The following is a 24,692-nucleotide window of genomic DNA, read 5'->3' as shown; positions in this document are numbered from 1 at the left end:
ACCGTAGAATTTGAAAGTTAGTCTCGTATAAGTTCTATATCTGGCTCTTTGACAAGAAAATATTAGTACTTTGTTTACATATTCACTCTACAAAAGCTTTTCATTTAATTGTTAGTTTTATACATTTCGTATAATATATAACGGAAGGCGCCAACCAAGATCTTGGTGAAAGGTCCACACGTACATTGGGATAGGTCTAATCTCTCAGAACTTGTACACCTTAGTTTATTATCTATTGTTTGGTCGCTCGAAGCTTTCGATATCCCCATCTACAACGTAGAAAAGTTGATTGGGTTGAACAGTCTCTACATTGAGTAGTTCAAGATATTTCTGATGATCTCTTTGTCTGAGCTTTGCCAAAAGATGCTGAAACTCGTATTTCAACTGTCCTTTGGTGACTTTGAGTTTGATGGATGTATCTACCTGTGAAAGATCGATCTTGGAGATATCGAAGTTGTAGTTTCTCTTTTGTGCTTGCTGAAATACGTGATACAGATATGTGTTTATGGATTTCAGTGGAGATGGATGGTTTTTGAATCTTTCAAGTTGAGGATGGCTTCTATATCCTTTAGTTTTAAAAGATAAAACAGCCTTTGCAAGGAGTGCTTCTCTCCAGACACCAAGCAGTCCTTTTCTATCCAGGTAACTAAGGTCTATCGACCACAACCTCATCTGATCACCAAGATAATTATTACCACAATGAGTTTCTAAAAAATCCATTCAATAGTTTTCATATTTTCCCGCAGCTATCGGCTGCGGTTTTGTTTTACGCTGTATTTCACTGATGGTTTTGTGTGTAAACAAGAAATTCGACATAGTTTGTTGTATAATTAAATATGGTGCCACGATAGGCGGGGGGCTGGCGGTCCCCTGTACCCGAAACCCGCCATAGCGGGGCCGAAATCCTGCTTGAGGCTACTTAAGTCGGGAAACAGGCTGAACTGAACGTGATGAAGGCTGGGTCCTGTGCAACGATGTACCATGAACCTGGTCAGGTCCGGAAGGAAGCAGCCATAAGTGGTTCACATCGTGTGCCGCAGGGGAGCCTGGCTGGAGCGGGAGGTGCAGTCATGCCCCGGTTCGGGTAAGTCGACAGCAGGTTCGTGGCACCTTTTTGTTTATTAAAATTTTTTGACTCGTACGATCAAAATTATTGACAGTTTAAAATATTAACTATATAATCCATAATGGGTGGTGCAGAATGGACCTCGACAGTGAAAAAATCATGAAATCGGTTTTCGACCTGGTACTCGCCTTCTCAAAAATGCTCAATTTCAACAGCGAAGTTGAAAATCTCCGGGCAATTGAATTATACGTGCTACTGTATGTTGCTCAGAAAGGACCACAAAAAATGAGCGAACTTGCGGAAGTTTTTTCAATGACAAAAAGCAACATTACTTTTTTGGTAGATAATCTCGAAAAAAACGGTTTTGTAGAAAGGGAAAGGTCAAATGAGGATAGACGGGTTATATACATAAGATTAACTGATCGCGGGCGCGATATTTACAGACAAATACTCGACGATTTTGCAAAGCTGATTGATAAAGTTGCATCGCAAATACCAGAACAGGACCTTTTGATAATTTCTGACGGTTTCGAGAGGCTTTCAAGGCTGTTCAGAACGGGGGGAGAAAGATGATACTGGTGACAGGTTCAACGGGTCATCTGGGGAATGTTCTGGTTAGATTTCTTGTCGCCAGAGGATACAGTGTGAAAGCAATGGTTGCACCATTTGAAGATACAAAGCCGATAGAAAATTTACCACTACAGATAGTGCAAGGCGATATAAGAGATCACGATTTTGTGGTAAATTCATCAAAAGATGTCGAAGCTGTATTTCACCTGGCTGCAACAATATCTATACTTGGCAAAAAGAAAACGGTTTACGATGTGAATGTAAATGGTACAAAAAACGTAATCTCAGCTTGCATAAAAAACAAAATTGGCAAACTGGTATATGTCAGCTCTATACATGCTTTTTCAGATCAAAAGCCAGGCTCTTTAATTGATGAGTCTATCCCAATAGACCCCAAAAAAGTTAAAGGCGATTATGCAAAATCAAAAGCAATGGCAACACTGGAAGTTCTCAAAGCAAGTAAAGAAGCAATTGACGCTGTTGTAATATGTCCAACAGGTATCATTGGTCCCTACGACTGGCGAATCAGCGAAATGGGGAAGTTGTTGATTCTCTATTCAAAAGGTTTGTTAAAGGTTGGAGTTGATGGATCTTTTGATTTTGTGGATGTTCGAGACGTTGCAAATGTATTAATATCCGCATATGAAAAAAACGAATGGGGAGAAATATTCATCGCAAGTGGTCACCACACAACTGTTCGAGCATTGATACAAATGCTTGAAAAAATCAGAAAAAAACGATCAGTGAATGTATTTCTTTCAAAATATATAGCCTATCCAATCTCTCTTTTAACTGCCTTATATTATTTTGCAGCGAAAAAAAGACCCCTTTTAACGCCTTACAGCGTTTATACACTGAGCAGAAATTACATCTACTCAAACAAAAAAGCCTCAGAGAAACTTGGCTACAATCCGAGAAATTTACAGGAATCCCTTAAAGATGCCATCCAGTGGTTTGAAGACAACGGTTACCTCAAACCAGCCAACGGGAATTTACGAAAAAATACCAGAATGCACCTGTCCTTGGACAAATGATGAACGACAGAGTTTCTTTAGAAACTCTCAAAATTTATTGTTAATCTGCATAATATTTACAGAGGTTTCCAAGATAACCACAACTTTTGGATAAAGAACAAAAAAAGAAAATCATGAAGAAAACACTATAAAAAAAGTGAGGCTCCACAGAGCCGAACCAATGGGAAAAACCTCTGCAAGGATATTGGAGAACAATCCCCATATTTGTGTGAGTCATGCCTCTGTGAGGCAGGAAGTCACCTAATTTATTAGGTGGATCACTTAAGGTGGATCGGATCACTTAAGGAAACTTCCAGACAACATTCCTATTGATGAACTATCCGCTTGATTCTTTCGATAAGCTCAGCTTCGTAGTCCTGTTCAATTTTCTCGTATTCTTTTTCAAAAAGCGGCGACGATATGAGAAAATCAGCACTCGATCTTGTAATTGCCACCGGTATATTGTAAACTGTGGCAATCCTCAGCAGTGCTTTTATATCAACGTCATGCGCTAAAGGCTCAAGCGGATCCCAGAAGAAGATAAGCATATCTATTTGGCCCTCTGCTATCTTTGCCCCTATTTGCTGGTCACCACCCAATGGCCCGCTTTTGAACCTGTTTACCTTTAATCCTGTTTTTTCCTCTATTAAGGAACCTGTTGTGCCTGTCGCATAAAGTTCATGCTTGGACAAAGTACCTCTGTTGAACTGGACCCATTCTATGAGATCTTTTTTTCTCCGATCATGCGCAACCAGGCATATTCTCTTCTTTTTGCCAAGCCTTATCCGTTTTTCCATAAGCATACCCCCTATTTAAATTCATGCTTCATATTATCATTTGAAAATGATTATACTGTGACACATTGCCGAATAATGCATAACTTTATTTTTCATTATAGAATAGCGAAATGGTACAATTCATTTGTGAAGATTTTTAGGAGGTGATTGCATTGTATGATGCGGTTGTCATAGGAGCTGGTCCTGGTGGATATGTAGCTGCTATAAAGCTTGCGCAGCGTGGAAAGAAAGTAGCCGTGGTCGAAAAGTCATTTGTTGGTGGCACATGTACAAACTGGGGCTGTATTCCGACCAAGGCATTGTTGAGCAGTGTCCACCTTTACAGCGAAATAACAGAAAAAGGAAAGCAACTCGGCATCAACGTTGAAAAAATATCGTACGACTTTTCAGCAATGAAAGCTCATATGAATAAAACCGTCATGATGTCGCGTAAAGGTATAGAGTACCTGTTCAAAAAATACGGCGTAGAACTGATAAATGATACTGCCACAGTCGAGTCAACCAGTGTTGTCAAAACGTCAGATAAAAAACTTGAGACTCATAATATAATTCTTGCAACAGGATCTGTCCCAACTCTTATTCCCCCTTTCGATCAGATTCCAGGTATCTGGACAAGTGATGATGTATTTAAAATGGAAAAACTGCCGGAGAGCATCCTTATAGTGGGAGGAGGGGTCATTGGTATAGAGTTTGCCACATTTTTCTCCACACTCAAGATACCCGTAACTGTGGTGGAATTGATGGATCATATTCTGCCAGGTGAAGATAAAGATGTTGCAGAAACAATTTCAAAATCATTGAAGAAAAAAGGTGTCGAGATTTACGAATCATCCAGAATCACTTCCGTAGAACCTGATTCTGACGCGTTCAAATGTATTATTGAAACCAAGCAAGGAACTGTAGAAAAAATTGTCCAGAAAGTGCTTGTTTCTGTTGGAAGAAAGCCAAATATTCCCAAAGATATTGAAAAAATTGGTGTGAATATTCAAAGAGGAATCAAAACAAACAATAAAATGCAGACTAGTGTACCGAACATCTATGCAATTGGTGATGTCCGGGGCCAAATAATGCTTGCTCATGTTGCTATGTATGAAGCCGTTGTAGCAGCAAAGAATATTTGTGGTGAAGATGTGCATATGGAATACTCGGCTGTCCCAAGCGTGATATTTTCCAATCCCGAGGTAGCAGTTGTGGGAATACGTGAAAAAGAAATTGATCCTTCAAAAATCAAGGTCTTCTCTTTCCCTGTTAGTGCAAACGGAAGAGCAAGAACTATTCTTGAAAGAGATGGATTTGTTAAAGTAATCGCCGATAAAAATTCGCTGAAAGTTCTTGGCATGGCAATAGTAGGTCCATCTTCAACCGACATGATCATGGAAGGCGTTGTGGCTGTCAAATTTGGATTGAAGGCAAATGAACTGGAAGAATTGATTCATCCACATCCAACTTTGACCGAAACAGTTCTCGGTGCACTGGAAGGTATTGTAGAGATGCCCATACATCTCTAAGCTTTCTTTGCCCCTGGAGGTGATGTGCTTTGAGAAGAATAAAAACCCACCCTATCCTTGATGTGGAGCAACCAAGAACAGTCAAGTTTTTCTTTGAAGACAGAGAAATCGAAGCTTATGAAGGAGAAACAATAGCTTCCGCTCTTGTAGCGAACGGAATTGATATCTTCGGATCTACAGAACATGGAAAACCAAGAGGTTTTTACTGTGCCATAGGAAAATGTTCTTCGTGCCTGGTCGTTGTCGATGGTGTATCGAATGTTCGAAGCTGCATCACTCTGGTAAAAAATGGAATGCATGTTGAGCGACAAGCAGGTAGAGGTGAATTAAAATGGTAAAAACCGATTTCTTGATTATAGGAGGAGGCCCTGCAGGCTTAAGTGCTGCCATCGAAGCTGGAAAAAGAGGAGTTAAAACATTAATAATCGATGAGGGAGTTCATCTCGGCGGGCAACTTCTAAAGCAAACACATAAATTCTTTGGTCACGAAGGATTCTATGCCTCTGTCAGAGGGTTTGAAATAGCGAAAAAATTAACCTCCCAGCTTAATGAAAATGTCTCCATTATGGAACAAACAACAATAACAGGGATCTATGAGGATATAATTACTGCTTATAACAGGCTTGAGGATTCTGTTTTTGAGATAAAGGCGGATTTTATACTTATTGCAGTGGGAGCCTCGGAGCGGTTTATACCATTTGAAAACAATCATCTCCCGGGTGTGTACGGCGCAGGAGCAGTGCAGACTTTGATGAATCAATTTAAGGTTCTTCCCGGAAAAAGAGTTTTGATGGTTGGGTCAGGAAATATAGGATTGATCGTTTCTTATCAGCTCCTTCAAGCTGGGGCTAAGGTAAAAGCTATAGTTGAAATATCAAACAGAGTAGGAGGCTATGATGTCCATGCAAGAAAAATAAAGAGATTGGGAGTTCCTATTTTGCTGAATCACACAATAAAGAAAGCCATAGGAGAAGATAGGGTTGAAGGAGCTGTAATTGTTCAGGTAGATAGCAATATGAATCCCCTCGAGGGAACAGAAAGAGAATTTGCTGTAGATGTTATCTGCATTGCCACGGGACTTATTCCATCTATTGAACTTGCTGCAATGGCCCACGTGAAACTGGAGTACATTCCACAGCTTGGCGGTTATGTACCTTACAGAGACAATGAAATGCGAACAAATGTGAAAAATATCTTCGTGGCTGGCGACCTGGCTGGTATAGAAGAAGCAACAACCGCGATGATCGAGGGGAAAATCGCTGGTCTTGCTGTCTCCAGGGAATTAACCGGTGTGGATGTTCAATCTGAAATCGAGAAAATGCAGAGAGAACTTGTTGAATTCAGGTCAGGTCCATTTTCTGAGAAAGTTCGGAATGGCTTGGAGAGGTTTTTCACACAAAAAACCATGAACTATTCAACAAAAATGCAGGAAAATGAAGGACCGATCGGTAAGATAAGGCCCATCATAGAATGTTTTGAAAATATACCATGTAATCCATGTCAAACATCCTGTCCAACTGGTGCGATAACAGTGGCTGAGAACATAAACAGTTTGCCCATCATAGATTACTCAAAATGTATAGGCTGTGGCATATGTGCTATGAAATGCCCGGGCCTTGCTATTTTCATGATACAGGAAAATTACCTTCCTGAAAGAGATCTGGTGGCTATTCCGTATGAATTTCTACCAATTCCAGAAAAAGGTCAAAAGGTCGTAGCATTAGATCAAGAAGGGCATGAGGTGTGCGAAGCAACTGTAGAGAAAGTAACAAAATCCCCTAACAAGACTCATCTGGTTTATATAAGTGTCCCAGAAGGCCTTTCAAAAACCGTCAGGGCTTTTCGCTTGCCGGAGCAATCTGAGTCTGTTGTCTGCAGATGCGAGGAAATCTCTGTTGACCAGATAGAAAAGGCTATAGAAGAAGGTTACACAGACTATGAGGAGCTCAGAAGATATCTGAGACTCGGTATGGGCCCATGCGGTGGAAGAACCTGTAGGGCAATTGCTATAGCAATTTTGGCAAAGAAAACAGGGAGAAAAATAGATCAAATTAGTCTAAATACTTTCAGGCCTCCCATAATGCCTGTGAAATTTGAAGCAATTGTCAGAGGAGAGATGAAACATGAAAAATGAATACAGAGTGGTAGTTATTGGCGGCGGAATAATTGGTTGCTCTGTGGCTTATCACCTTGCAAAATTTGGCGAAACAGATGTGGCTGTTTTTGAAAAAGACTTCATCAGTTCTGGTTCTACTGGCCGATGTGCAGGAGGTATCAGACAGCAGTGGAGTTCTCCACATAATGTAATACTTGCCATGAGAAGTGTCTCTCTTTTTGAAAAGCTTTCTGGAGAAACAGCAACAGATATAGAATACAAACAGGGAGGTTATCTCGTTCTATCTTACAGTGAGGACGAAGCCCGGGAATTTGAGAAAAATGTCCGTATGCAAAGAGAACTTGGCCTGGACGTGGAGATTTTGACCCCTAAGCAAATAAAAGAAAGATATCCTTACTTGAATACCGAAGGTGTAAAACTGGCAACATTTTGTCAGAAAGATGGCCATGCAAACCCACATCTTGCGAATTTCGCATATGCGAGAGCTGCCAGAAAAATGGGCGTTCATTTATTCACTCATACAAAAGTTGTTGGTATAGAATTTCACAGAAGCAGTTTCATAATTCATACAAACAGAGGAACTGTTAAAACACGGTTCGTTGTCAACGCAGCAGGTTCATATTCAAGAGATGTTGGAAAAATGGTAAATATAGATCTTCCAACAGAAAGTTATAGACATCAAATAATGGTAACGGAGGCTGTCAGGAATTTCTTAGATCCAATGGTAATAAGTTTTTCAGGAAATTTTTACATCAGACAATCAAAACACGGCCAGTTCATCATGGGTCAGGGGGACGCAGACGAAAAACCTGGTATAAATTACGATGTTACTTTTAAATTTGAGAAAGATATGGTGAAAAAAATGATGAATGTCTTTCCGCCGTTTGGAAATCTAAGAATAATCCGCCACTGGTCAGGGCACTATAATATGTCGCCTGATGCACAGCCTATAATAGGACAATCTTCAGCTGTCCCGGGCTTCTATTATGCTGTTGGTTTCAGTGGACATGGATTCATGCTTGCTCCTGCTGTTGGAGAAGCAATAGCGCAAATGATGCTTCATGGCAAATCAATCCATGTTGATATAAGCGAACTTGACGTTGACAGATTTAAAAAAGGCGTTCTCAGAGAGAAAAATGTTGTGTAGGAGGTTAGAAGTTGACCAGGAAAATTGTTTACATTCTACTATGGCTATCAATGAGTGTTGCTATTTTATATTTCACACATCTCACTGGCTTTGAGACTCTCGATAGAGTCATTTTACCTGTATACTTTACTGTCATTCTGGCCACATTAATTCACGGGGTCTTTGTCGGGATAATTGTTGGCACTTTGAGTCCTGTTCTCAGTTTTTTTGCAACACGCATTCCATCAGAATCTTTCATTTTTATAAGAGCTATCGAGCTGGTGATACTTGCTATTTTCTGTTTCGTATGGATGAAAAAGGTAAAAAATTTGAGATCAGTGATAATGCTCACATTTTTTTCTACGAGAATTGTGTTGTTCTTAGTTGAATTTACACAGTTTTCCCTGTATACAATATTTAAAGATACTCTTTATGGACTAATTGGTTTGGGATTGCAATTGTTTTTTATCCCAACGATTTATAGAATTCTGGTAAAATCAATTGAGATCGAAAATTAAAAGGGAGGTATTCAAGTGAACATAATCTACAGTGCAGCACCAGGGGCAACAGGCAGTGCACCAAGTGCAACGACAACCGCGACAGGTTCTGGGTGGAGTTTCATAATTCTGCTTGCCATGCTTTTCGCCATGTTTTATTTCTTGATAATTCTTCCACAGCGAAGGCGTGAAAAACAGTTCAAAGAAATGGTTTCAAATATGAAGCGCGGTGATACGGTTATCACAGTTGGTGGAATCGTTGGAAAGGTTATCGACATTAAAAAAGATACTATTAAGATTAAAACATCGATGACAACAGAGCTTGAAGTAACTAAAAGGGCTATAGCAACTGTTTTGAAAGAGAAAGAAGAATCAAAAGAACAGCAGGAGGAGAAAGATAAAGAGTAGAACCAAGGAGGGGACTTAGTAATGAGAACAGATAGAATAAGGCTTGTTATTGTGATTGTAGCAATTTTTGGGGCCTTTCTTGCTTTACTCTGGCCCAGCGAGGAACAGACATACAGAGGATTGGCAGCTATATTTCAACGCATACCACTGGGACTTGATATAAAGGGTGGCGCCCGATTAGAGTATCGCGTTGATATTGATGAGAATGTCGAAAATCCAAGTGAAGTTATTGACGATGTCTGGACTGTTTTGCGAAACCGACTCGACGCCGCAGGTTATACTGAAGCAACGGTAAGAAAGACTTTCAGGGAAAATAATTCTTTCATAGTTGTTGAAATTCCTGCTGCAACAGATACTACCAGAGCTGAAAAATTACTCGGCTCTACAGGGTTAATGTACTTTGGCCAGGTGATAGACGAAAGCCAGATTGATCCCCAAAACGATCCGAGGCTGAAAGACCTGGCAAAACTTAAGAAAGCCGAGTGGCTTCCATCAAGAGATGGTAAAATCTGGTACCTTGTCCGCACAGAAGTAATGCTTGTAAAAGATCTGAAACTTGTTTCACCTCAGATTGTTTCTGCAAGCCCCGTACCAGAGACACGCGTGGGAAGGTTCGGTTACAAAGTTACTTTTGAACTATCGAGCAAAGATTCAGAAATCTTCAAAAAGATCACCCAGCAACTGGTTGTTCCAGAATCAGCTATAGGAAGTAGCTCCTCAAAAGAAAAACGACTTGCTATAGTTCTTGATGACGTGGTTCAATTTGCCGGTTATGTAATTTCCGTTATACCGGATGGAAAAGCAGAGATCACCGGCAATTTCTCATTAGAAGAAGCCAAGCAACTTGCTGCCATATTAAGAAGCGGTGCCTTGCCAGCAAGATTGGAAAAGATATCAGCAGGGTGGGTTGCTCCATTGCTTGGTTCAGATATAGTTAAAACTTCCCTATGGGCAGGAATAATTGGTTTATTTGTTGTCCTGATATATATGATATTCACTTACGGAGTTCAGGGAATCATCGCCGATATAGCACTCGTTTACAACACCTTTTTGTTGCTTGGTGTACTTGCTGCTACCCACTCTATTCTTACATTACCGGGTATTGCAGGTATTATATTTACTATTGGAACAACAGTAGATGGAAATATCATAATCGCGGAAAGAGTCCGCGAAGAACTTAAATCTGGAAAATCTGTAAAAGCGGCAATATCGTCGGCTTTTGGAAGATGTTTCATTACGCTGTTTGATGCCAATTTAACAACTATAATAGCCGGACTGGCCCTGTATTATTTTGGGACAGGCACAGTTAAAGGTTTTGCCATTACACTGATCATAGGTGTACTTGGAAGTTTCTTTGTGAATATTGTTCTTTCAAGACTTCTCACCGACGCTTTGAGCTCTTTCATACGCAAACCAGCTGTGGAAGAAAGGGGAGCTCAGTCATGAAAAAGATGGACTTTGTTGGAAAAAGAAAGTTCTTCATAACTATCTCAACTATTCTGATCGTAGCAAGCGTGATCTCGATGCTGGCAAAGGGATTCAATTTTGGCGTTGAATTCACTGGTGGTTCAGAAATCATATTGCGCGTCGAATCAAACAGTTTTTCAGAATCAGATGTGAGAACAATCTTGCAAAACATTTCTTCAGATTTTGAAGCAGCACGTGTAACAAGAGTCAGATCCGTGGGAGATCCAGAAGGTATAACAAAGTTTTCTATCACTCTATCCAAAACTTTCGAAACAGAAGAAAAAGCAAAGGTTCAAAACAGCATAGAACAGCAAATTTCAACAGTTGGTGTTAAAGGTCAGGTTATTTCTTTCAACGAAACCGGTGGTTCTGCAGCAGAAGAAATAAGGAGACTGACCTGGAGGTCTATTTTGATAACCCTTGCAGCTGTTCTTGTGTACATAACATTGAGATTTAACTTTGTCTTTGGAATAGGTGCAACAATCGCATTGATTCACGATGTCCTGATAACTCTCGGGATTTTCTCGTTCACCGGCTACGAACTGAATGTGCCAGCAGTTGCAGCTTTTCTCACGTTGATTGGTTATTCTCTAAACGATACTATAGTTGTCTATGACAGAATAAGAGAAAACATGAAAAAATTCAAGGGGAAAGAAATTTCCTCTCTGGTCAACGAGAGCATAAACCAGGTTTTCAGAAGAACCTTAAATACATCTCTCACAACATTTTTCGTGGTTTTCATATTGTTTCTTTTTGCTGGAAATGCCATTAAACCTTTTGCCTTCGGCATGACAATTGGTGTGGTAGTTGGTACATATTCTTCCATATACATAGCAAGCCCACTGGTCATCAAATGGGTCAAAAGTAGATAACAAAAAAGCCCCCTTCAATGGGGGCTTTTGCTTACATATTGATTCCAGAAATTCTTTACATATATAAGTGTGGGAAGTGCCACAAATATTCCGCCAAAACCTATCACGTCTCCAAATAGAAGGATTGCAATTAATATAAAAAACCAGTGTATTTTCAACGCATTACTTTGTATCTTAGGTGCCAAAAACCACATTTCTAACTGGTTAGCAGACAGGAGAATTAAAACACCTATTATCAATCCTTTTAACCCATGGGAAGCAAAGCCAAGCATTAAAAGGGGTATTGCAGATATTATGACCCCGAGATAAGGTATAAAATCAGTAATAAAGGCAAGAACACCAAGAAAAATAGCGCTTGGTATTTTGAAAATAAGTGACATCACACCAACGAAGAAACCAACGAAAGCAGCTACTAAAACCTGTCCTGCCACAAATCTTTCAAACTCTCTATAGGTTGTCTTTGCAAAATAGATACCTTTTTCTGGATTTTCGGGAAATAACTTGTCCAATTTTTTTGAGACAACTTTTTTCAAATTCCCCACAATAAGTGTTGTAATAACAACGATAACCAGGGCTGTTATAAGCGAAGGAACATATCCCAACAATTTATTCACAATGGTAAGTGCGATATCGGAGAAACTCTTTCCAAGATTCGTTAAAAAACTCAGGATCCAGTCAGGAATACTGACATCCTCGAAAGTTATTTGTATTTTCTCAATCTCTGAGAAAACCTTTTTGGCTTCGTTTATAATCACGGGGAAAAAATTCCCAATCGAATACGCTATCACACCAAGTACAGTCACATTCGCCAGAATTCTTGAGATTTTTCCGTGCAGGAATCTGGCAAAAAATCTCGCTACGAAATCAACTATTATTGATAAATACACACCAAGCATCAGAGCAGTCATAATAAATGGAGATAATTTTGTAAGAAGTAAAAACAGTATCAGATAAAAAAGTACCAAGATTCCATCCTTCAAAATTTTCACTCCTGACTAAAACTGAATTTGGCCAAGATCGCCAACTATCAAACGCATTGCTTTTGGTATCTTTCCATTCTGGAATACTCTAACTCCTTTACCAAGAATCGAAGAATCTATTCTTCCTGACAAGTTTGTTACGACGCTCTGATCCATCAAAATAGAATTTTCTATCTCGCAGCTTTCCAAAGTTACATTGTCACCAATGGCTGTGTAAGGACCAACATAGCTGTTAATTATCTTGCAATTTTCCCCTATCACAACAGGCCCACGAATAACAGATCCAACTACGATTGTTTTTTGTTTGATACTAACCCTACCTTGAATAACGCTATTTTCGTCGACTTTACCTTTACAACATTCTTCTTTTATATTATCAAGAATCTTTCTGTTGGCTTCAAGCAAATCCTCGGGCTTCCCAGTATCTTTCCACCATCCTTTTATGATATGTGCTTTAACAGAGTGTCCGTTCTGAATTAGGTAACCTATAGCATCTGTTATTTCAAGCTCTCCACGCCAAGATGGTTTGATATTTTCTATTGCTCTGAATACAGCTGGACGAAACATATAAACCCCAACAATTGCAAGATTGCTCGGTGGATTTTGTGGCTTTTCAACGACATATTTGACCTTATTTCCTTCAAGCACTGCTACTCCATAAGCACGGGGATCTGAAACTCGAGCAAGCAAAACAACGGCATCCGATTTCGATGTGTTAAATTCCTCTACAACAGATTTTATGTCTTCAAAAACTAAGTTGTCACCCAGGACCATCAAGAAAGGGTCTTCATCTATGAAATTTCTTGCCTGATAAACAGCATGAGCAATTCCTTTCGGTTGATCTTGAACTATGTATTCTATATTCAATTCAAGATCTTTTCCATCTTTCAATACTTCTTCGAACAGCATTTTATTCTCGGGGCTGACGACTATAGCTATTTCTCTTATGCCTGCATTTTTCATAAAATCCAGCGTGTAATATACTACGGGCCTGTTTGCAACTGGAATCAAATGTTTTGCAGTGGTATAAGTCAGAGGTCTCAACCGTGTTCCTTTACCCGCGCAAAGAACCAAACCCTTCACAATCCCACCTCCTCAATCATTTATATTTAGGACTATAGAGAGATCGAATCCAACGAACGGATTATCCCCGTAGAAACCGGCACTGAACCCTGTCTCGGCTTTTTCAACTCCCGGCAAAAGATTTTTGAATTGATATGCAATCCTCATTCTCAATGAAAACTCCGATTGCACATCTCCAGTAAGCCAGTAAGTGCCATAAGGAACGCTGCTCCATTTACCATGCCATGGTATATCTGGAGTTCTGTCGCCATATATCAATCCTTCGTATTCTGCACTGTAAGACCAGCTATCGCTTTCATATTCAAATTTTATAGTGCACGCAATATTGTTTTCTCCATGTTTGTAGCCGATCATATTTTTTTCTACGGGAAATTGCGAATCTTCAAAGTAAGTATATTCATAAGGATCATCAGTTGTCCTTTGAAAAGTAAATGCAGTGGCTCCGGCAACTTCAAATGTTAGCTTCACCGGACCACTTTTGCCAGTAAATCCAGCCAGAAAAGCTATTTTATCTGGATTCTGGTATGGTGAATCTGGCGCGAGAAATCTGTTCATATTTATATCATCGATTAGAATTTCACTATAAAATGAGTAATTTTCCCTGTAATACTTTATCCAGGCTCCCACCATAGAATTATCGTTTAATTCATAACTTGAGTATCCCCAGGGGGCGCTTAAATGCCAAAACTCTTGTATCCCCGGCACCGGTATTGGAACAAAAAAATAATATGGATCGAAAAATCTATCGAGATACAGGATAGAGTCTTCGTAAGCTATTTCAAATCCGTCAAAGGGTGTATACACGAGAGCCCTGTAATTAAAAGCCTTTACTGGTTTTATGTCTGTTTTTAAAACTCTTATCCCACCCCACAATGTTTCTACTCTGAATTTTCCAATCTCCGCAACGCTGTGAATTGAAGGATAAGAGAATCCATTTTCTGAAACAAACAGCTGGTATACCTGCCCTGGTCCGGCATGATTTTCTTTCACCCCCACTTCAAATGTGAAAACATTATTAGACCAGCTGAAAAAACCTTCATCCCAGTACCAATAATTATTCATAAGAACATCCGCGTACGGCGGTATCACAATATTGTCTCTTCTGAAACCACCACTCGCTGTAAAATACGTTCCCATAAAGGGAATCATAACAGAGTATTTGGTTGAATCTGTCGGCTGGTCAAAATCATACTCAAACCATCCATCAAATTTGAAAGTAAAACTCAAACAAAGACATGCCAATGACAAAAATAGGAAAACAAATTTCTCCCTCAAATACTTCTCCTCCCGCACGATAAATATACACCAAGATTTTATCAGCTTGTTTCATAAAACATACTGAATCACCAAAACAAAAGGGCCCGAAGGCCCTTTATGCTATATTCCCCTATAAATCACTGCATACCTACCAATAAACCTATCAATCCCACAATTGCACCTGCTGCACCGGCAATAACACCTATCATGGCCATGTTATAAACTTCATCGTACTTTTTGGAAAACTGAACAGTTGAAGCTTCTATATCGCCCTGCCACGGCTTGCTATCCACAGTTTTCTTGAGAGAAGCAATGTTCTGCTCGTTCTGTGATACTTTCTGATTCAGAGAAACCACCTGACCAGCCACGGTACCAACATTTCCTTCAAGAACCGAAACCTTTTTAGCAGCCTGTGATGCATCAGCAACGTCCTTCTTCAATTTTTCCACGTCAGTTACAAGAGAGGCAAGTTGTCCTTCAACAAGAGAAAGTCTTGCATCAAGTTGATTTGCAGTTGTTGAAATAGCTTTCTTTAATGAATCAACATCTGTTGCAAGTTTTGTCTCAAGTGACGCTACTCTTGCCTCAAGATCTGTGAAGCTCTTTCTCAAAGTTGACAGAATCTGCAAATTGTTCTCTGCGGCGTCAACGCGTTTTGAAAGAGAAGTAAGGTCGGCTTTGATTGAATCATCAGAGCTCGCAAGCGCTTCAACCTTGCCAGATAGAGAGTTCACTTTACCTTCAATGGAAGCTACATTGGCGTTGATAGAATTAATTGAATCCTTCAGCTGGGCCATTACCTGAGATGAGATCTGGGATTGCAAATCAGAGATGGTTTTTTCGACAGATGAAACCTTGGCGGAAAGCTGATTATACATGGTCATCATCTTGTTCTCTGAAGCGGCAATCATTGTTGGCATATCCTTCTTGACCTGCGCAATTTCAACCACCGTTGTCTTCAAATTCGAAATCTCTGCCAGTACTGTTTGAAGGCTCTGGTCACTCGCCGATATTTGTTCACTGTTTTTCTGTACTTTTGTCAGAGTAGTACTTACAAGATCCTCGATGACAGAAATTCTTTTAATTGCATTTTGAAGATCTGCCGGCGAGACTGCTTTTTCAACCTGCTGTGTCAAATAATCCAGAAGTTTCTTGAGGGCCACGGCAACCTGATAGCGTGTCATAGGGTTATTCCCCTGATATGTGCCATCTGGCATTCCAGAAACGATCCCCAATTTGGAAAGCTCTGTTACAGCCTCATAAGCCCAGTGATTTACTGGAACATCTGAAAATGTCGTTGCATAGAGAAATACTGATAAAAGTAGCAGAATCGCTAAGAAAACTTTTTTCATGAAAATCCACCTCCGTTTGACGTTTTCTTGTACTATCTTACCACAGTCACCATTTCTTAGACGTCCGATGGAACTATAGTGTTTTACCAAAAATCATGATATAATTTAGACAATTATAGTCTAATTTTGGGGGATTAAAGATGGGAATATCTGTCACTCAGGTTGATTTCATAACAGCTCTTACACATGGAATAATTTCTTTCTTCAGTCCGTGCGTGCTACCACTGATTCCCGCCTTTATAGCCCTGATACTTTCTGAAAAAGGTGTTAAAGCATTTGCAAGGATTGCTGGCTTTTTGTTAGGTTTATCTGCAACTTTTTCCCTCTTGGGAGCTTTATCGGGGTTGATTGGGTTTCTAACAAATCGAGAAATTACAAGATATATAGCCGGCAGTCTAATAATTTTGATGGCGATATTTTTTCTGATGCAAATTCAACTTGTGAAAATTAAATCGTTTAATTTTTACCGCTTCAAATCTGGTGGTTTTCTATCAGGTATTATCATAGGCATCGGAATAGGATTGGTGTGGATACCGTGTGCAAGTCCGGTGCTTGCCTCAATGTTAATCATAGCTTCGGCACAGGGAACAATGCTTAAAGGTTCTTTTTTACTGTTTATATACTCCTTAGGAATATCGATACCTTTTTTGACAATTGGTAGTGTGATCTCGAGGGTTTTCTCAAAAATCAGTTTTTCAACACCAAAATGGGAAAGATTTTTTAGATATCTTGCTTCTGCAATACTCGTTACAATCGGCCTTTTGATAGTCACGGGCAAAGCATTTATATAACAAAGAGGTGAGAGTATGCACATAAAAAAGGTTCTGGCAGTAATTTTCTTATTTTTAAGCGCAGTCGTTTTTGCAGACATTTTGATTTCTAATCTGGAGGTTGCTATCAATCTGGCAAAAATTGAACACAAAAAATTAGCTATTATCTTCACAACATCATCATGCCCTTATTGTGCCAAATTGAAAAACGAGACACTTACCGATGAAACTGTCAGAAGATTGATCTCAGCAAATTACGTGTTTGCCGAAGCAATGTTTGATTACAGCAGGAAGACCACTGCTTTTGGCAAAGAAATGACTTATTCAGAGCTGTTCACAAAATTTCAGGTTAACAGCGTGCCAATGATCTGGTTTTTTACTCAGCAAGCAACGCCAATAGCATATTTACCTGGTTATGTCGATGCGCAAATCTTTGCCAAGATACTCAGATATGTTTATCAGGATATAAAAGAGGATTTTCAACAATATATTGCAAAAAACGATGATTTTGCTGGCAATCCAATGATATTGGCTGTTAGTCCTGATGAAGCTGAGTATGTTCTGAAAAATGATCAAAACTCCATCTATATCGAAGATTTTCCAGGCGAAATAGATCTGTATAAGATCTACATTACTCCAGATAAAAATCTGGCTGAGAAGCTTGTTCAAAATGGCGTTTTTAGAGTTCTTCTGGTAAAATAAGCCGCAATTCACTGCGGCTTATTTTCCTGCCTTTTTTTCCCTCGAGAAAAATTGAAATACAATCCCGCAACAAATAAAACAGCTGTAATAACTATAAACACCGCGAGTGCGGCAGGTTTAGAGAACAGCTCTGATACTTTTTGCTTATCCTGTGTTGCAAAAAGATAGCTCCAACCAACAATTTCAACTGAAAGTGCGGCTGAGCCAGCCAGTAAACTCAAAACCGCCACTACCGAAGAACTTCTATTTGTAGCCAACAAGCCACCAATTACACCACATCCGGCTGAAACAGCTAAGAGAATCATAAACCAGTTTTCCTGAACAAATTGATTCATATTTGCAAGCAATTCGAACCTTTTCACAACAAAATCGACAACATAATACACCATCCCCATAGTTGCCAGAAAACCAACTAAGAAAATAAATACTCTGAAAAGAACATACAAAACTATGGCACAAAGTACCGAAATGACAAAAAATGCGATATACTGATTTACCTCACTGGTACTTATCCACTGTCTAAACGCCTCAAACCTGTCAACAAGTACCGGAAAAAGCACAAATCCACCCAGCAAAAAACCAAAAAGGCTTACAGAGACCTTTTCCACATGTTTCGCCGCAAAGATTAAAAAGGCCGAGATTGGAATCACAATATACCATGTTTCGAGCATCAACAAAATGTAATCACTTGAATGAGCAAACAACTGTTCAAAATTTGGCATACAAAACCACCCGGGTAATATAATATCATTTGTGCGTGTATTCAATACAAAATCCAGGAGGTCTTATGATGAATCTGTCAAAAAATGTTTCTGCAATGCCTGTTTCGAAAACTCTCGAGATCAACGCGATAGCAAGCAACCTTAAGAAAAATGGGGTTGACGTGGTAAACCTGACAGCAGGTGAGCCAGATTTTCCTACACCCGAACCTATTGTAGAAGCTGCCATAGAAGCTATGAAAAAAAATCTAACCAAATATACCGATTCATCCGGTATTCCTGAACTCCGTGAAAAAATAGCATACCACATCTCAAAAAAATACTGCTTAAATTGCTCTGCCGATCAAATTGTTGTGAGCAATGGAGGAAAACAGGCCATTTTCAACACCCTCGCCGCGGTTCTGTCTGAAGGTGACGAGGTAATAATAATTGATCCATGCTGGGTAAGCTACGAACCAATGGTTTTGCTGCTTTCAGCCAAGGCTATCCATGTGAAAGCAAAAATTGAGGATGGCTTTTCTCCAAAAATCGACGAAATAGAGAAAGCCATAAGTTCAAAGACAAAGGCTATCATTATAAACACACCAAATAACCCCACGGGGGCTGTATATAGTGAAGAAACCCTGTCAAAAATATACGAGCTCGCAAAAAGACATGATCTGTTGATCATAAGCGACGAAGTTTACGAAACCCTGACTTATGATCAGGAGCATATTTCAATGCTAAAAATATCAAAAGGTGATAGAACGGTCCTCATAAACGGCTTTTCAAAATCTCACTCAATGACTGGATGGAGGATAGGTTATTTGATGGCCCCGGTGCAAATTGCAAAAGCTGCCGGGAAAGTTCAGGCTCATATTACCTCTAATATAAACACCATAACACAATACGCAGCCTTAAAGGCCTTCGATGTGGACGTTTCGTACATGCGAAAACGATTCAAAGAAAGAAGAGAGCTTGTGTGCAGCTTACTTTCAGAGATTGGTGTAAAATACTTCGAGCCAAAAGGAGCTTTTTATGTCATGATCGATGTTTCGGAATTTGGTAAAAACGATATAGATTTCTGTAAGGAGCTTCTGAATGACTATCATGTTGCGCTTGTTCCAGGATCTGCTTTCAATGCACCCGGTTTTGCAAGGCTTTCTTTTGCAACCTCAGAGGAAACTTTGAAAAAAGGCATAGAAAGGATCAAGAAATTCGCAGGAAGGTGAAAAAAATGATAAAACAATTCTTAAGGAAGTACTGGTACAGATATGCACTCGGGATACTTGTGCTCATTTTTGTCGACCTTTTTCAGCTTTTCATTCCAAGAATAGTTGGTCAGGTTGTTGATCATTTGAAAACCCAGCCCAATCTCGATTATGTTTCAACAATGGTTGCCTGGATAGTGGGTATCGCAATCGGAATGGCCATTTTGAGATTTCTATGGAGGTTCTTCATCATAGGCACATCCAGAAGGTTTGAATATATGACGAGAAACTTTTTATTTGAAAAATTGTTATCTCTCTCCACAGGATATTTTGATCAAAATCGGAGTGGAGATTTGATGGCGAAACTTACCAACGATTTACAGGCAGTGCGAATGGCACTTGCACAAGGCGTTGTTCTATCTGTAGACGCCTCATTTATGGCTGTGATGACTATTCTTTTTATGGGGAGAGTTGTGAGCTGGCGTCTGACTTCACTGGCTTCAATCCCCTTACCGGCACTCGCGCTGATAGCTTTGTTTTTTGGAAAATTGATACATAAAAGATTTATGAACGTTCAAAGGCAATACTCCTCATTAAGCGAGTGGACTGAAGAAACAATTTCTGGGGTGAGAATAGTAAAGAGTTTCGCAGCAAACGACAAAATCCACTACCTGTTTAACAAAAGATCATTTCAAAATTACGAAGCAGCGATGTCCCTTGCAAAAGTTGCATCTCTTTTCTTTCCGCTGATGATGTTGTTTGCTTCAATATCGCATGTTCTGGCACTTGGATTTGGCGGTCCAATGGTTATAAAAGGAGATGTAACCCTCGGCGAATTCATAGCGTTTAATTCCTACCTTGGTATGTTAACATGGCCTATGATGGCTCTTGGATGGGTATTAAATGTTATTCAGCGGGGAAGAGCTTCTTACAAAAGACTCATGGAAATAGTACAGGAAAAACCACAGGTGGAAGAACCAGAAGCCCCTGTTGAGATAAAAGAAATCAATACCGTGGAGTATAAAAATCTAACCTATAGATATCCCGGGACTGACAGATGGGTCCTCAAGAATGTGAGTTTTTCCTTCTCCAGAGGAGATATGATCGGTATAGTAGGCACAGTCGGAAGCGGTAAATCCACTATAGTGAAGCTCCTCGCCAAGCTTTACCCGGTTGAGCGTGGAAAGATATTCATAAACAGAGTTGATATAAACGATATATCTTCAGTTAATATAAGACAGTTAATAGCCTTTGTACCCCAGGAATCTTTTCTTTTTTCCGACAGTGTACTTAAAAACATTGCTTTTGCGCAAAAAGATATTGATTTCAAAAAAGCAGTCCATTATGCAGAATTGGCATCTGTTCATGACGAAATAGAGTCTTTCGATCATGGATACGATACAGTTGTTGGCGAGAGAGGAGTCACTTTATCTGGAGGGCAAAAGCAGAGAGTTACTATAGCCAGAGCACTCTATATGGAGAAAGATCTAATAGTTTTTGATGACTGCCTATCAGCAGTTGATCCCGAAACAGAGGAAAAAATTATAACGGCATTGAGGGAAAATTATCGAGAAAAGACGATGATTGTTATTACCCACAGACTGAAAGTACTTAAAGATGCAGACCTTATAATAGTGCTTGATGACGGAAAACTCATCGAAAAAGGAAGGCACGAAGAGCTCATGGCATTAAACGGCATGTATGCAAGAATGTTCAGAAAACAGATGATCGAGGAGGAACTCGAAAGTGAATAAATTCATTCTGATTTTTATCCTATTCTGTTCAGTGTTATTTGCAAAGGTAAATTATTATTTTGAAAACTCGCAGTTAATTATTAAGGGGCTGGAGATGTATGATCAGATAAAGGTAACTGTAAATGAGACGTCGTTCACAGTCAATTCAGGAGAAATCAAAATACCATGGCAAAAATATTTGAATATCCCCATTGAAATTTCACCTCTATCAGACACCACTAAAAAGATAGTGCTCAACATAGATGCCAGTAAAGATTTACCTCCAAAGATCGATTTTATTATATCTGGATACTACGTTACAGCCGATAGACTTTCTTTCCCCATAAAAATCTCTGATGACTGGGACGAACTCGATAAGTTGACCATGAGATTTTTCTTAGATGGCAATCAAACAGAGCTTGTCAAAGTTAAGGATGGTTTTCTTGAGATAGATAACTTTTTCATTCACTCTGGCGAACATGCTCTGAGGATAGTCTGCAAAGACAGCAATTCAAATGTTACCGACAAGACTTACAGATTTTTTGTTGTTCCCCACCTGCCTTCTCCACCAGCGGTGAATGGAAATAATATCATATCTTCTCGAACACATAGGGCGTACTGGATAGAAAACGGTGAGCTGTATTTCGAAGATTCTAAATCAAATTCTCTCAAAAAGGACATGGCATTTATATGCGATGTGGATGGTGCCGGTAATGAAAGTTTTCCATCTTTACTCTATCAGACAAAAATTAACAATCAGATATCTCCAGGAAATATAATCACTTTAAATAGCGGAATACTCGCTAACGGCGAATATACTGTGTTCGGAAAAATAGTGATTCCTTCAGGCGAAACAGTTTTAATAAGATCAGGTGGTGTACTCAGAATTCCTGCAGGCTGTGAGATTGCCATCAAAGGTAACCTAATTGCAGAATCAGGTTCGAAGATCCTCGGACAGGGAAAACTGATAATAACAGATGAAGGTAAATTGATACTCAACAATTCAAAAATAGAAGTTCAAATAGTTATTTCGGGTGCGAGCATGTTCTGGGGATCAAATCTTGATCTTTCCAGGTCTTATCTGGAAGTTAATCGATCGCTGGCTATATCACTGAAAAATGTTAAAGCAAAGCAAATAACTTTCACGAATGTCAGAAAACTTTGGATAAACTCATGCGAAATATCCCAACTTACCTTGAAACATATATCTTCTTTCCTGATCAACGATTCTAAAATAAATCGTATTAACGTTAGTGATTTCTCAAAAGGAAAGATTTACTCAACATCTTTCTACTCTGAGGACACCGCACTTTCTTTGGAAAATTTCTCTTTTGTTCAAATGATAGACAGCTGGTTATCAGCGAAAAAATGCGTTCAGATCCAGGACTATTCTGTAATGCGTGTCAGGAGCACTCAATTCAATGCGGACACTGGAGTTGTTCTGTCAGGATATTCCATATTCGACAGCTTTGCCTGTATGATATCTGCCTCAATTGCTATTCAATTGAGAGATTCCAGAGCAACACTTTTGAAAACAGAGTTGCTTGGAGAGGTAGTTAAAATTGGAAAATCTGAATTTCGAAAATAGATTTGATCCAGATATTTTAAACTCTATCTTTACGCCCAATAGCAGTGATTTTTATAGAATCACACATGCAACAACTCTTTTAGCCTGGTATTCAAAACCAAAAAAAGATCAGCGAAAGGTTATAGAACTTGGCTGTGCCACCGGTGTTGTGTGCGCCTACATAGCCTCAAAGTACAATCGTTATGTGGTAGGCATAGATAAAGACCATGATTTGATTCATCTTGCTCAGCGAACTGTTCAGATGAACAATCTATACGGAAAAGTCGATTTAGTTAATATTTCCTGCAAAGATGTTTCAAAGTTCTTTGCTGCAGAATCTTTTGACATGGTTATATCCAATCCTCCTCACCACATAACAGGTGTACCGAGCCCTAACGAGAAGAGGAGGCAAACAAGAACAACTGATTTTGAAACTGTGAGGGAATTTGTAGAGGCAGCAGCATATCTTTTAAAAAACAGGGGTGAATTTGTGTTCGTGCTGTCACCCACTCACCTGATTTTCTGGATAAATGAGTTTTTGAGAAAAAAAATGCAACCCAAAAAAATTTTGCCTGTCTATGGATCTTCCAGAAGAGATGCTGTACTCATATTGATGCGTGGAACAAAAAACGGGGGTATCGGATTTTCACTCGAACCCCCGATTATTCTCAAAAGAGTTTAAGTTCTTTGATCCCACTTTCAACAATTTGTTTCGTATCTCTTGCTATCACCAATTCTTCGTTTGTTGGAACAATCAGAATTGCGACTCTGGAATCTGGCGCGCTGACAATCCTTTCAACGCCTTTCACGTTATTGAGATTTCTGTCAATCTTGACTCCAAGAAACCCAAGATAATCACATACTTTTTCTCTAACGTATGGGGAATTCTCACCAACACCTGCTGTAAAAACTATCGCATCGACACCATTCATTGCGGCCGTATAAGCACCTATATATTTTGCAATTCTGTATATATATATTTCAAGTGCAAGTTGCGCCATTTCGTTTCCTGATTCTGCAGCATCTTCAATATCTCTCATATCGGAACTCAGTTTGCTTAAACCAAGTACGCCACTTTTTTTGTTCAAAATATTGTAAACTTCCTCCACGGGTATACTTAGATTTTGCTGCATATAAATAACTATCGCCGGATCTATGTCGCCTGATCTGGTCCCCATAACAAGGCCCTCAAGAGGAGTAAAGCCCATAGACGTGTCTATCGATTTACCATGTCTTATAGCGGCAATCGAAGCACCGTTACCCAGATGGCATGTTATAACTTTAAAGTCATAATAATCCCGCCCGAGTATTTCTGCCGCCCTTTTTGAGACGTATCTGTGGCTTGTGCCGTGAAAACCATATCTCCTGATCCTGTATTTTTCATAAAATTCATATGGCAAAGGATAGAGGAAGGCTTTTCTGGGCATTGATTGATGAAAAGCTGTATCGAAAACGCCAACATTTGGAACCTGAGGCAACAATTTTTGAACAGCCTTTATACCCATTATATTTGGAGGATTATGCAAAGGTGCAAGGTGAATATTCTCTTCCAGCACCTTCATAACTTCCTCATCAATTAAAATCGAACTTGCAAATCTCTCTGCACCATGCACTACCCGATGACCAACAGCAGAGATTTCCGATAGATCGCGGATAACACCTATCTCTCGATCAAGTAACGTTTCCAGAATAAGTTTCAAAGCTTCTTCATGATCTTTCATGGGTTTTTCAATCACATGTTTATCTTCGTTGACTTTGTGAACAAGCCTGCTTCCCTCGATACCAACTCTCTCAGCCAGACCTTTGCACAAAACTTTTTCACCTTTCATGTCAATAAACTGATACTTCACAGATGAACTGCCACAATTGACCACAAGTATTTTCACAAGCATTCCCTCC

General features: G+C 39.5%; 24 protein-coding genes and 1 other RNA gene. 17 read left to right on the top strand and 8 right to left on the bottom strand.

Annotation, left to right across the window (positions count from 1 at the left end):
• Positions 1 to 228: 228 nt before the first annotated feature.
• Positions 229 to 672: a pyrimidine dimer DNA glycosylase/endonuclease V gene (locus TEL01S_RS01535; RefSeq protein ID WP_028843473.1), complete on the bottom strand. Its 444-nt coding sequence runs from the start codon at positions 670 to 672 to the stop codon at positions 229 to 231.
• Between the two features lie 170 nt (positions 673 to 842).
• On the opposite strand from TEL01S_RS01535, the gene ffs reads away from it, so the two are divergent.
• From ffs to TEL01S_RS01525, 3 genes are all read left to right on the top strand, one after another.
• Positions 843 to 1,107: signal recognition particle sRNA large type (gene ffs, locus TEL01S_RS10815), an RNA gene on the top strand.
• Between the two features lie 94 nt (positions 1,108 to 1,201).
• Complete coding sequence (locus tag TEL01S_RS01530; RefSeq protein ID WP_012002364.1) at positions 1,202 to 1,639, top strand: MarR family winged helix-turn-helix transcriptional regulator; 438 nt, start codon at positions 1,202 to 1,204, stop codon at positions 1,637 to 1,639.
• Positions 1,636 to 2,670 carry an NAD-dependent epimerase/dehydratase family protein gene (locus TEL01S_RS01525; protein WP_028843474.1) on the top strand — a complete coding sequence of 345 codons (1,035 nt, stop codon included), beginning with the start codon at positions 1,636 to 1,638 and terminating at the stop codon, positions 2,668 to 2,670. Before TEL01S_RS01530 ends, TEL01S_RS01525 begins: the two co-directional genes overlap by 4 nt.
• Before the next feature lie 305 nt (positions 2,671 to 2,975).
• On the opposite strand, the gene TEL01S_RS01520 is transcribed toward TEL01S_RS01525, so the two are convergent.
• Positions 2,976 to 3,446, bottom strand: coding sequence for a methylglyoxal synthase (locus tag TEL01S_RS01520; RefSeq protein WP_012002362.1), 471 nt, complete (start codon positions 3,444 to 3,446; stop codon positions 2,976 to 2,978).
• A gap of 152 nt (positions 3,447 to 3,598) precedes the next feature.
• Here TEL01S_RS01520 and lpdA point away from each other — a divergent pair, with 152 nt between their 5' ends.
• From lpdA to secF, 8 genes are read left to right on the top strand one after another with little or no spacing between them, the layout of a single operon-like run.
• Positions 3,599 to 4,954, top strand: a complete 1,356-nt coding sequence (lpdA, locus tag TEL01S_RS01515; protein WP_028843476.1) for a dihydrolipoyl dehydrogenase — start codon at positions 3,599 to 3,601, stop codon at positions 4,952 to 4,954.
• Positions 4,955 to 4,983: 29 nt separating this feature from the next.
• The gene (locus TEL01S_RS01510; RefSeq protein ID WP_028843477.1) at positions 4,984 to 5,292 is read left to right on the top strand and encodes a (2Fe-2S)-binding protein; all 309 of its coding nucleotides are present in this window, start codon (positions 4,984 to 4,986) and stop codon (positions 5,290 to 5,292) included.
• A complete protein-coding gene (locus tag TEL01S_RS01505; protein WP_028843478.1) occupies positions 5,286 to 7,088 on the top strand; it encodes an FAD-dependent oxidoreductase in 1,803 nt (600 codons plus the stop codon). The genes TEL01S_RS01510 and TEL01S_RS01505 overlap by 7 nt, the downstream gene beginning before the upstream one ends.
• Entirely contained in the window at positions 7,078 to 8,217 is a 1,140-nt protein-coding gene (locus TEL01S_RS01500; RefSeq protein WP_028843479.1) for an NAD(P)/FAD-dependent oxidoreductase, read from the top strand. Before TEL01S_RS01505 ends, TEL01S_RS01500 begins: the two co-directional genes overlap by 11 nt.
• 11 nt (positions 8,218 to 8,228) lie before the next feature.
• Complete coding sequence (locus TEL01S_RS01495; RefSeq protein WP_028843480.1) at positions 8,229 to 8,714, top strand: hypothetical protein; 486 nt, start codon at positions 8,229 to 8,231, stop codon at positions 8,712 to 8,714.
• Between the two features lie 15 nt (positions 8,715 to 8,729).
• A complete protein-coding gene (gene yajC / locus TEL01S_RS01490; protein ID WP_012002358.1) occupies positions 8,730 to 9,101 on the top strand; it encodes a preprotein translocase subunit YajC in 372 nt (123 codons plus the stop codon).
• A gap of 21 nt (positions 9,102 to 9,122) precedes the next feature.
• Positions 9,123 to 10,547 (top strand): protein translocase subunit SecD, encoded by a 1,425-nt coding sequence (gene secD / locus TEL01S_RS01485; protein ID WP_012002357.1) that lies wholly within the window; start codon positions 9,123 to 9,125, stop codon positions 10,545 to 10,547.
• Positions 10,544 to 11,440 (top strand): protein translocase subunit SecF, encoded by an 897-nt coding sequence (secF, locus tag TEL01S_RS01480; RefSeq protein ID WP_028843481.1) that lies wholly within the window; start codon positions 10,544 to 10,546, stop codon positions 11,438 to 11,440. The genes secD and secF overlap by 4 nt, the downstream gene beginning before the upstream one ends.
• Before the next feature lie 14 nt (positions 11,441 to 11,454).
• Here the strand turns inward: secF and TEL01S_RS01475 are convergent, their stop codons facing one another.
• The 4 genes from TEL01S_RS01475 to TEL01S_RS01460 all read right to left on the bottom strand — a co-directional run bounded on the left by TEL01S_RS01475 (position 11,455) and on the right by TEL01S_RS01460 (position 16,112).
• A complete protein-coding gene (locus TEL01S_RS01475) occupies positions 11,455 to 12,429 on the bottom strand; it encodes an AI-2E family transporter (protein WP_144313061.1) in 975 nt (324 codons plus the stop codon).
• Between the two features lie 6 nt (positions 12,430 to 12,435).
• The gene (locus TEL01S_RS01470; protein ID WP_028843482.1) at positions 12,436 to 13,503 is read right to left on the bottom strand and encodes a glucose-1-phosphate thymidylyltransferase; all 1,068 of its coding nucleotides are present in this window, start codon (positions 13,501 to 13,503) and stop codon (positions 12,436 to 12,438) included.
• Between the two features lie 12 nt (positions 13,504 to 13,515).
• Positions 13,516 to 14,778: a hypothetical protein gene (locus TEL01S_RS01465; protein WP_028843483.1), complete on the bottom strand. Its 1,263-nt coding sequence runs from the start codon at positions 14,776 to 14,778 to the stop codon at positions 13,516 to 13,518.
• Positions 14,779 to 14,897: 119 nt separating this feature from the next.
• Positions 14,898 to 16,112: an S-layer homology domain-containing protein gene (locus tag TEL01S_RS01460; RefSeq protein WP_028843484.1), complete on the bottom strand. Its 1,215-nt coding sequence runs from the start codon at positions 16,110 to 16,112 to the stop codon at positions 14,898 to 14,900.
• A 140-nt stretch (positions 16,113 to 16,252) separates the two neighbouring features.
• Here TEL01S_RS01460 and TEL01S_RS01455 point away from each other — a divergent pair, with 140 nt between their 5' ends.
• A complete protein-coding gene (locus tag TEL01S_RS01455) occupies positions 16,253 to 16,903 on the top strand; it encodes a cytochrome c biogenesis CcdA family protein (protein WP_012002351.1) in 651 nt (216 codons plus the stop codon).
• A gap of 15 nt (positions 16,904 to 16,918) precedes the next feature.
• A complete protein-coding gene (locus TEL01S_RS01450; protein WP_012002350.1) occupies positions 16,919 to 17,584 on the top strand; it encodes a thioredoxin family protein in 666 nt (221 codons plus the stop codon).
• Positions 17,585 to 17,592: 8 nt separating this feature from the next.
• Here the strand turns inward: TEL01S_RS01450 and TEL01S_RS01445 are convergent, their stop codons facing one another.
• Complete coding sequence (locus tag TEL01S_RS01445; protein ID WP_028843485.1) at positions 17,593 to 18,306, bottom strand: hypothetical protein; 714 nt, start codon at positions 18,304 to 18,306, stop codon at positions 17,593 to 17,595.
• A 68-nt stretch (positions 18,307 to 18,374) separates the two neighbouring features.
• On the opposite strand from TEL01S_RS01445, the gene aspC reads away from it, so the two are divergent.
• From aspC to TEL01S_RS01425, 4 genes are read left to right on the top strand one after another with little or no spacing between them, the layout of a single operon-like run.
• A complete protein-coding gene (gene aspC / locus TEL01S_RS01440; protein ID WP_028843486.1) occupies positions 18,375 to 19,514 on the top strand; it encodes an aspartate aminotransferase in 1,140 nt (379 codons plus the stop codon).
• Positions 19,515 to 19,519: 5 nt separating this feature from the next.
• Positions 19,520 to 21,247: an ABC transporter ATP-binding protein gene (locus TEL01S_RS01435; protein ID WP_028843487.1), complete on the top strand. Its 1,728-nt coding sequence runs from the start codon at positions 19,520 to 19,522 to the stop codon at positions 21,245 to 21,247.
• Positions 21,240 to 22,814, top strand: a complete 1,575-nt coding sequence (locus tag TEL01S_RS01430; protein ID WP_028843488.1) for a hypothetical protein — start codon at positions 21,240 to 21,242, stop codon at positions 22,812 to 22,814. The genes TEL01S_RS01435 and TEL01S_RS01430 overlap by 8 nt, the downstream gene beginning before the upstream one ends.
• Positions 22,789 to 23,475, top strand: a complete 687-nt coding sequence (locus TEL01S_RS01425) for a tRNA1(Val) (adenine(37)-N6)-methyltransferase (protein WP_028843489.1) — start codon at positions 22,789 to 22,791, stop codon at positions 23,473 to 23,475. Before TEL01S_RS01430 ends, TEL01S_RS01425 begins: the two co-directional genes overlap by 26 nt.
• On the opposite strand, the gene ackA is transcribed toward TEL01S_RS01425, so the two are convergent.
• Positions 23,462 to 24,679: an acetate kinase gene (gene ackA, locus TEL01S_RS01420; RefSeq protein WP_028843490.1), complete on the bottom strand. Its 1,218-nt coding sequence runs from the start codon at positions 24,677 to 24,679 to the stop codon at positions 23,462 to 23,464. The genes TEL01S_RS01425 and ackA overlap by 14 nt on opposite strands.
• Positions 24,680 to 24,692 lie beyond the last annotated feature (13 nt).

Origin of the sequence: Pseudothermotoga elfii DSM 9442 = NBRC 107921, assembly GCF_000504085.1 — a bacterium.
Taxonomy (GTDB): domain Bacteria; phylum Thermotogota; class Thermotogae; order Thermotogales; family DSM-5069; genus Pseudothermotoga_B; species Pseudothermotoga_B elfii.
Note: the sequence above shows the minus strand (reverse complement) of the source record. Positions and strands in the feature narration are given on the sequence as shown.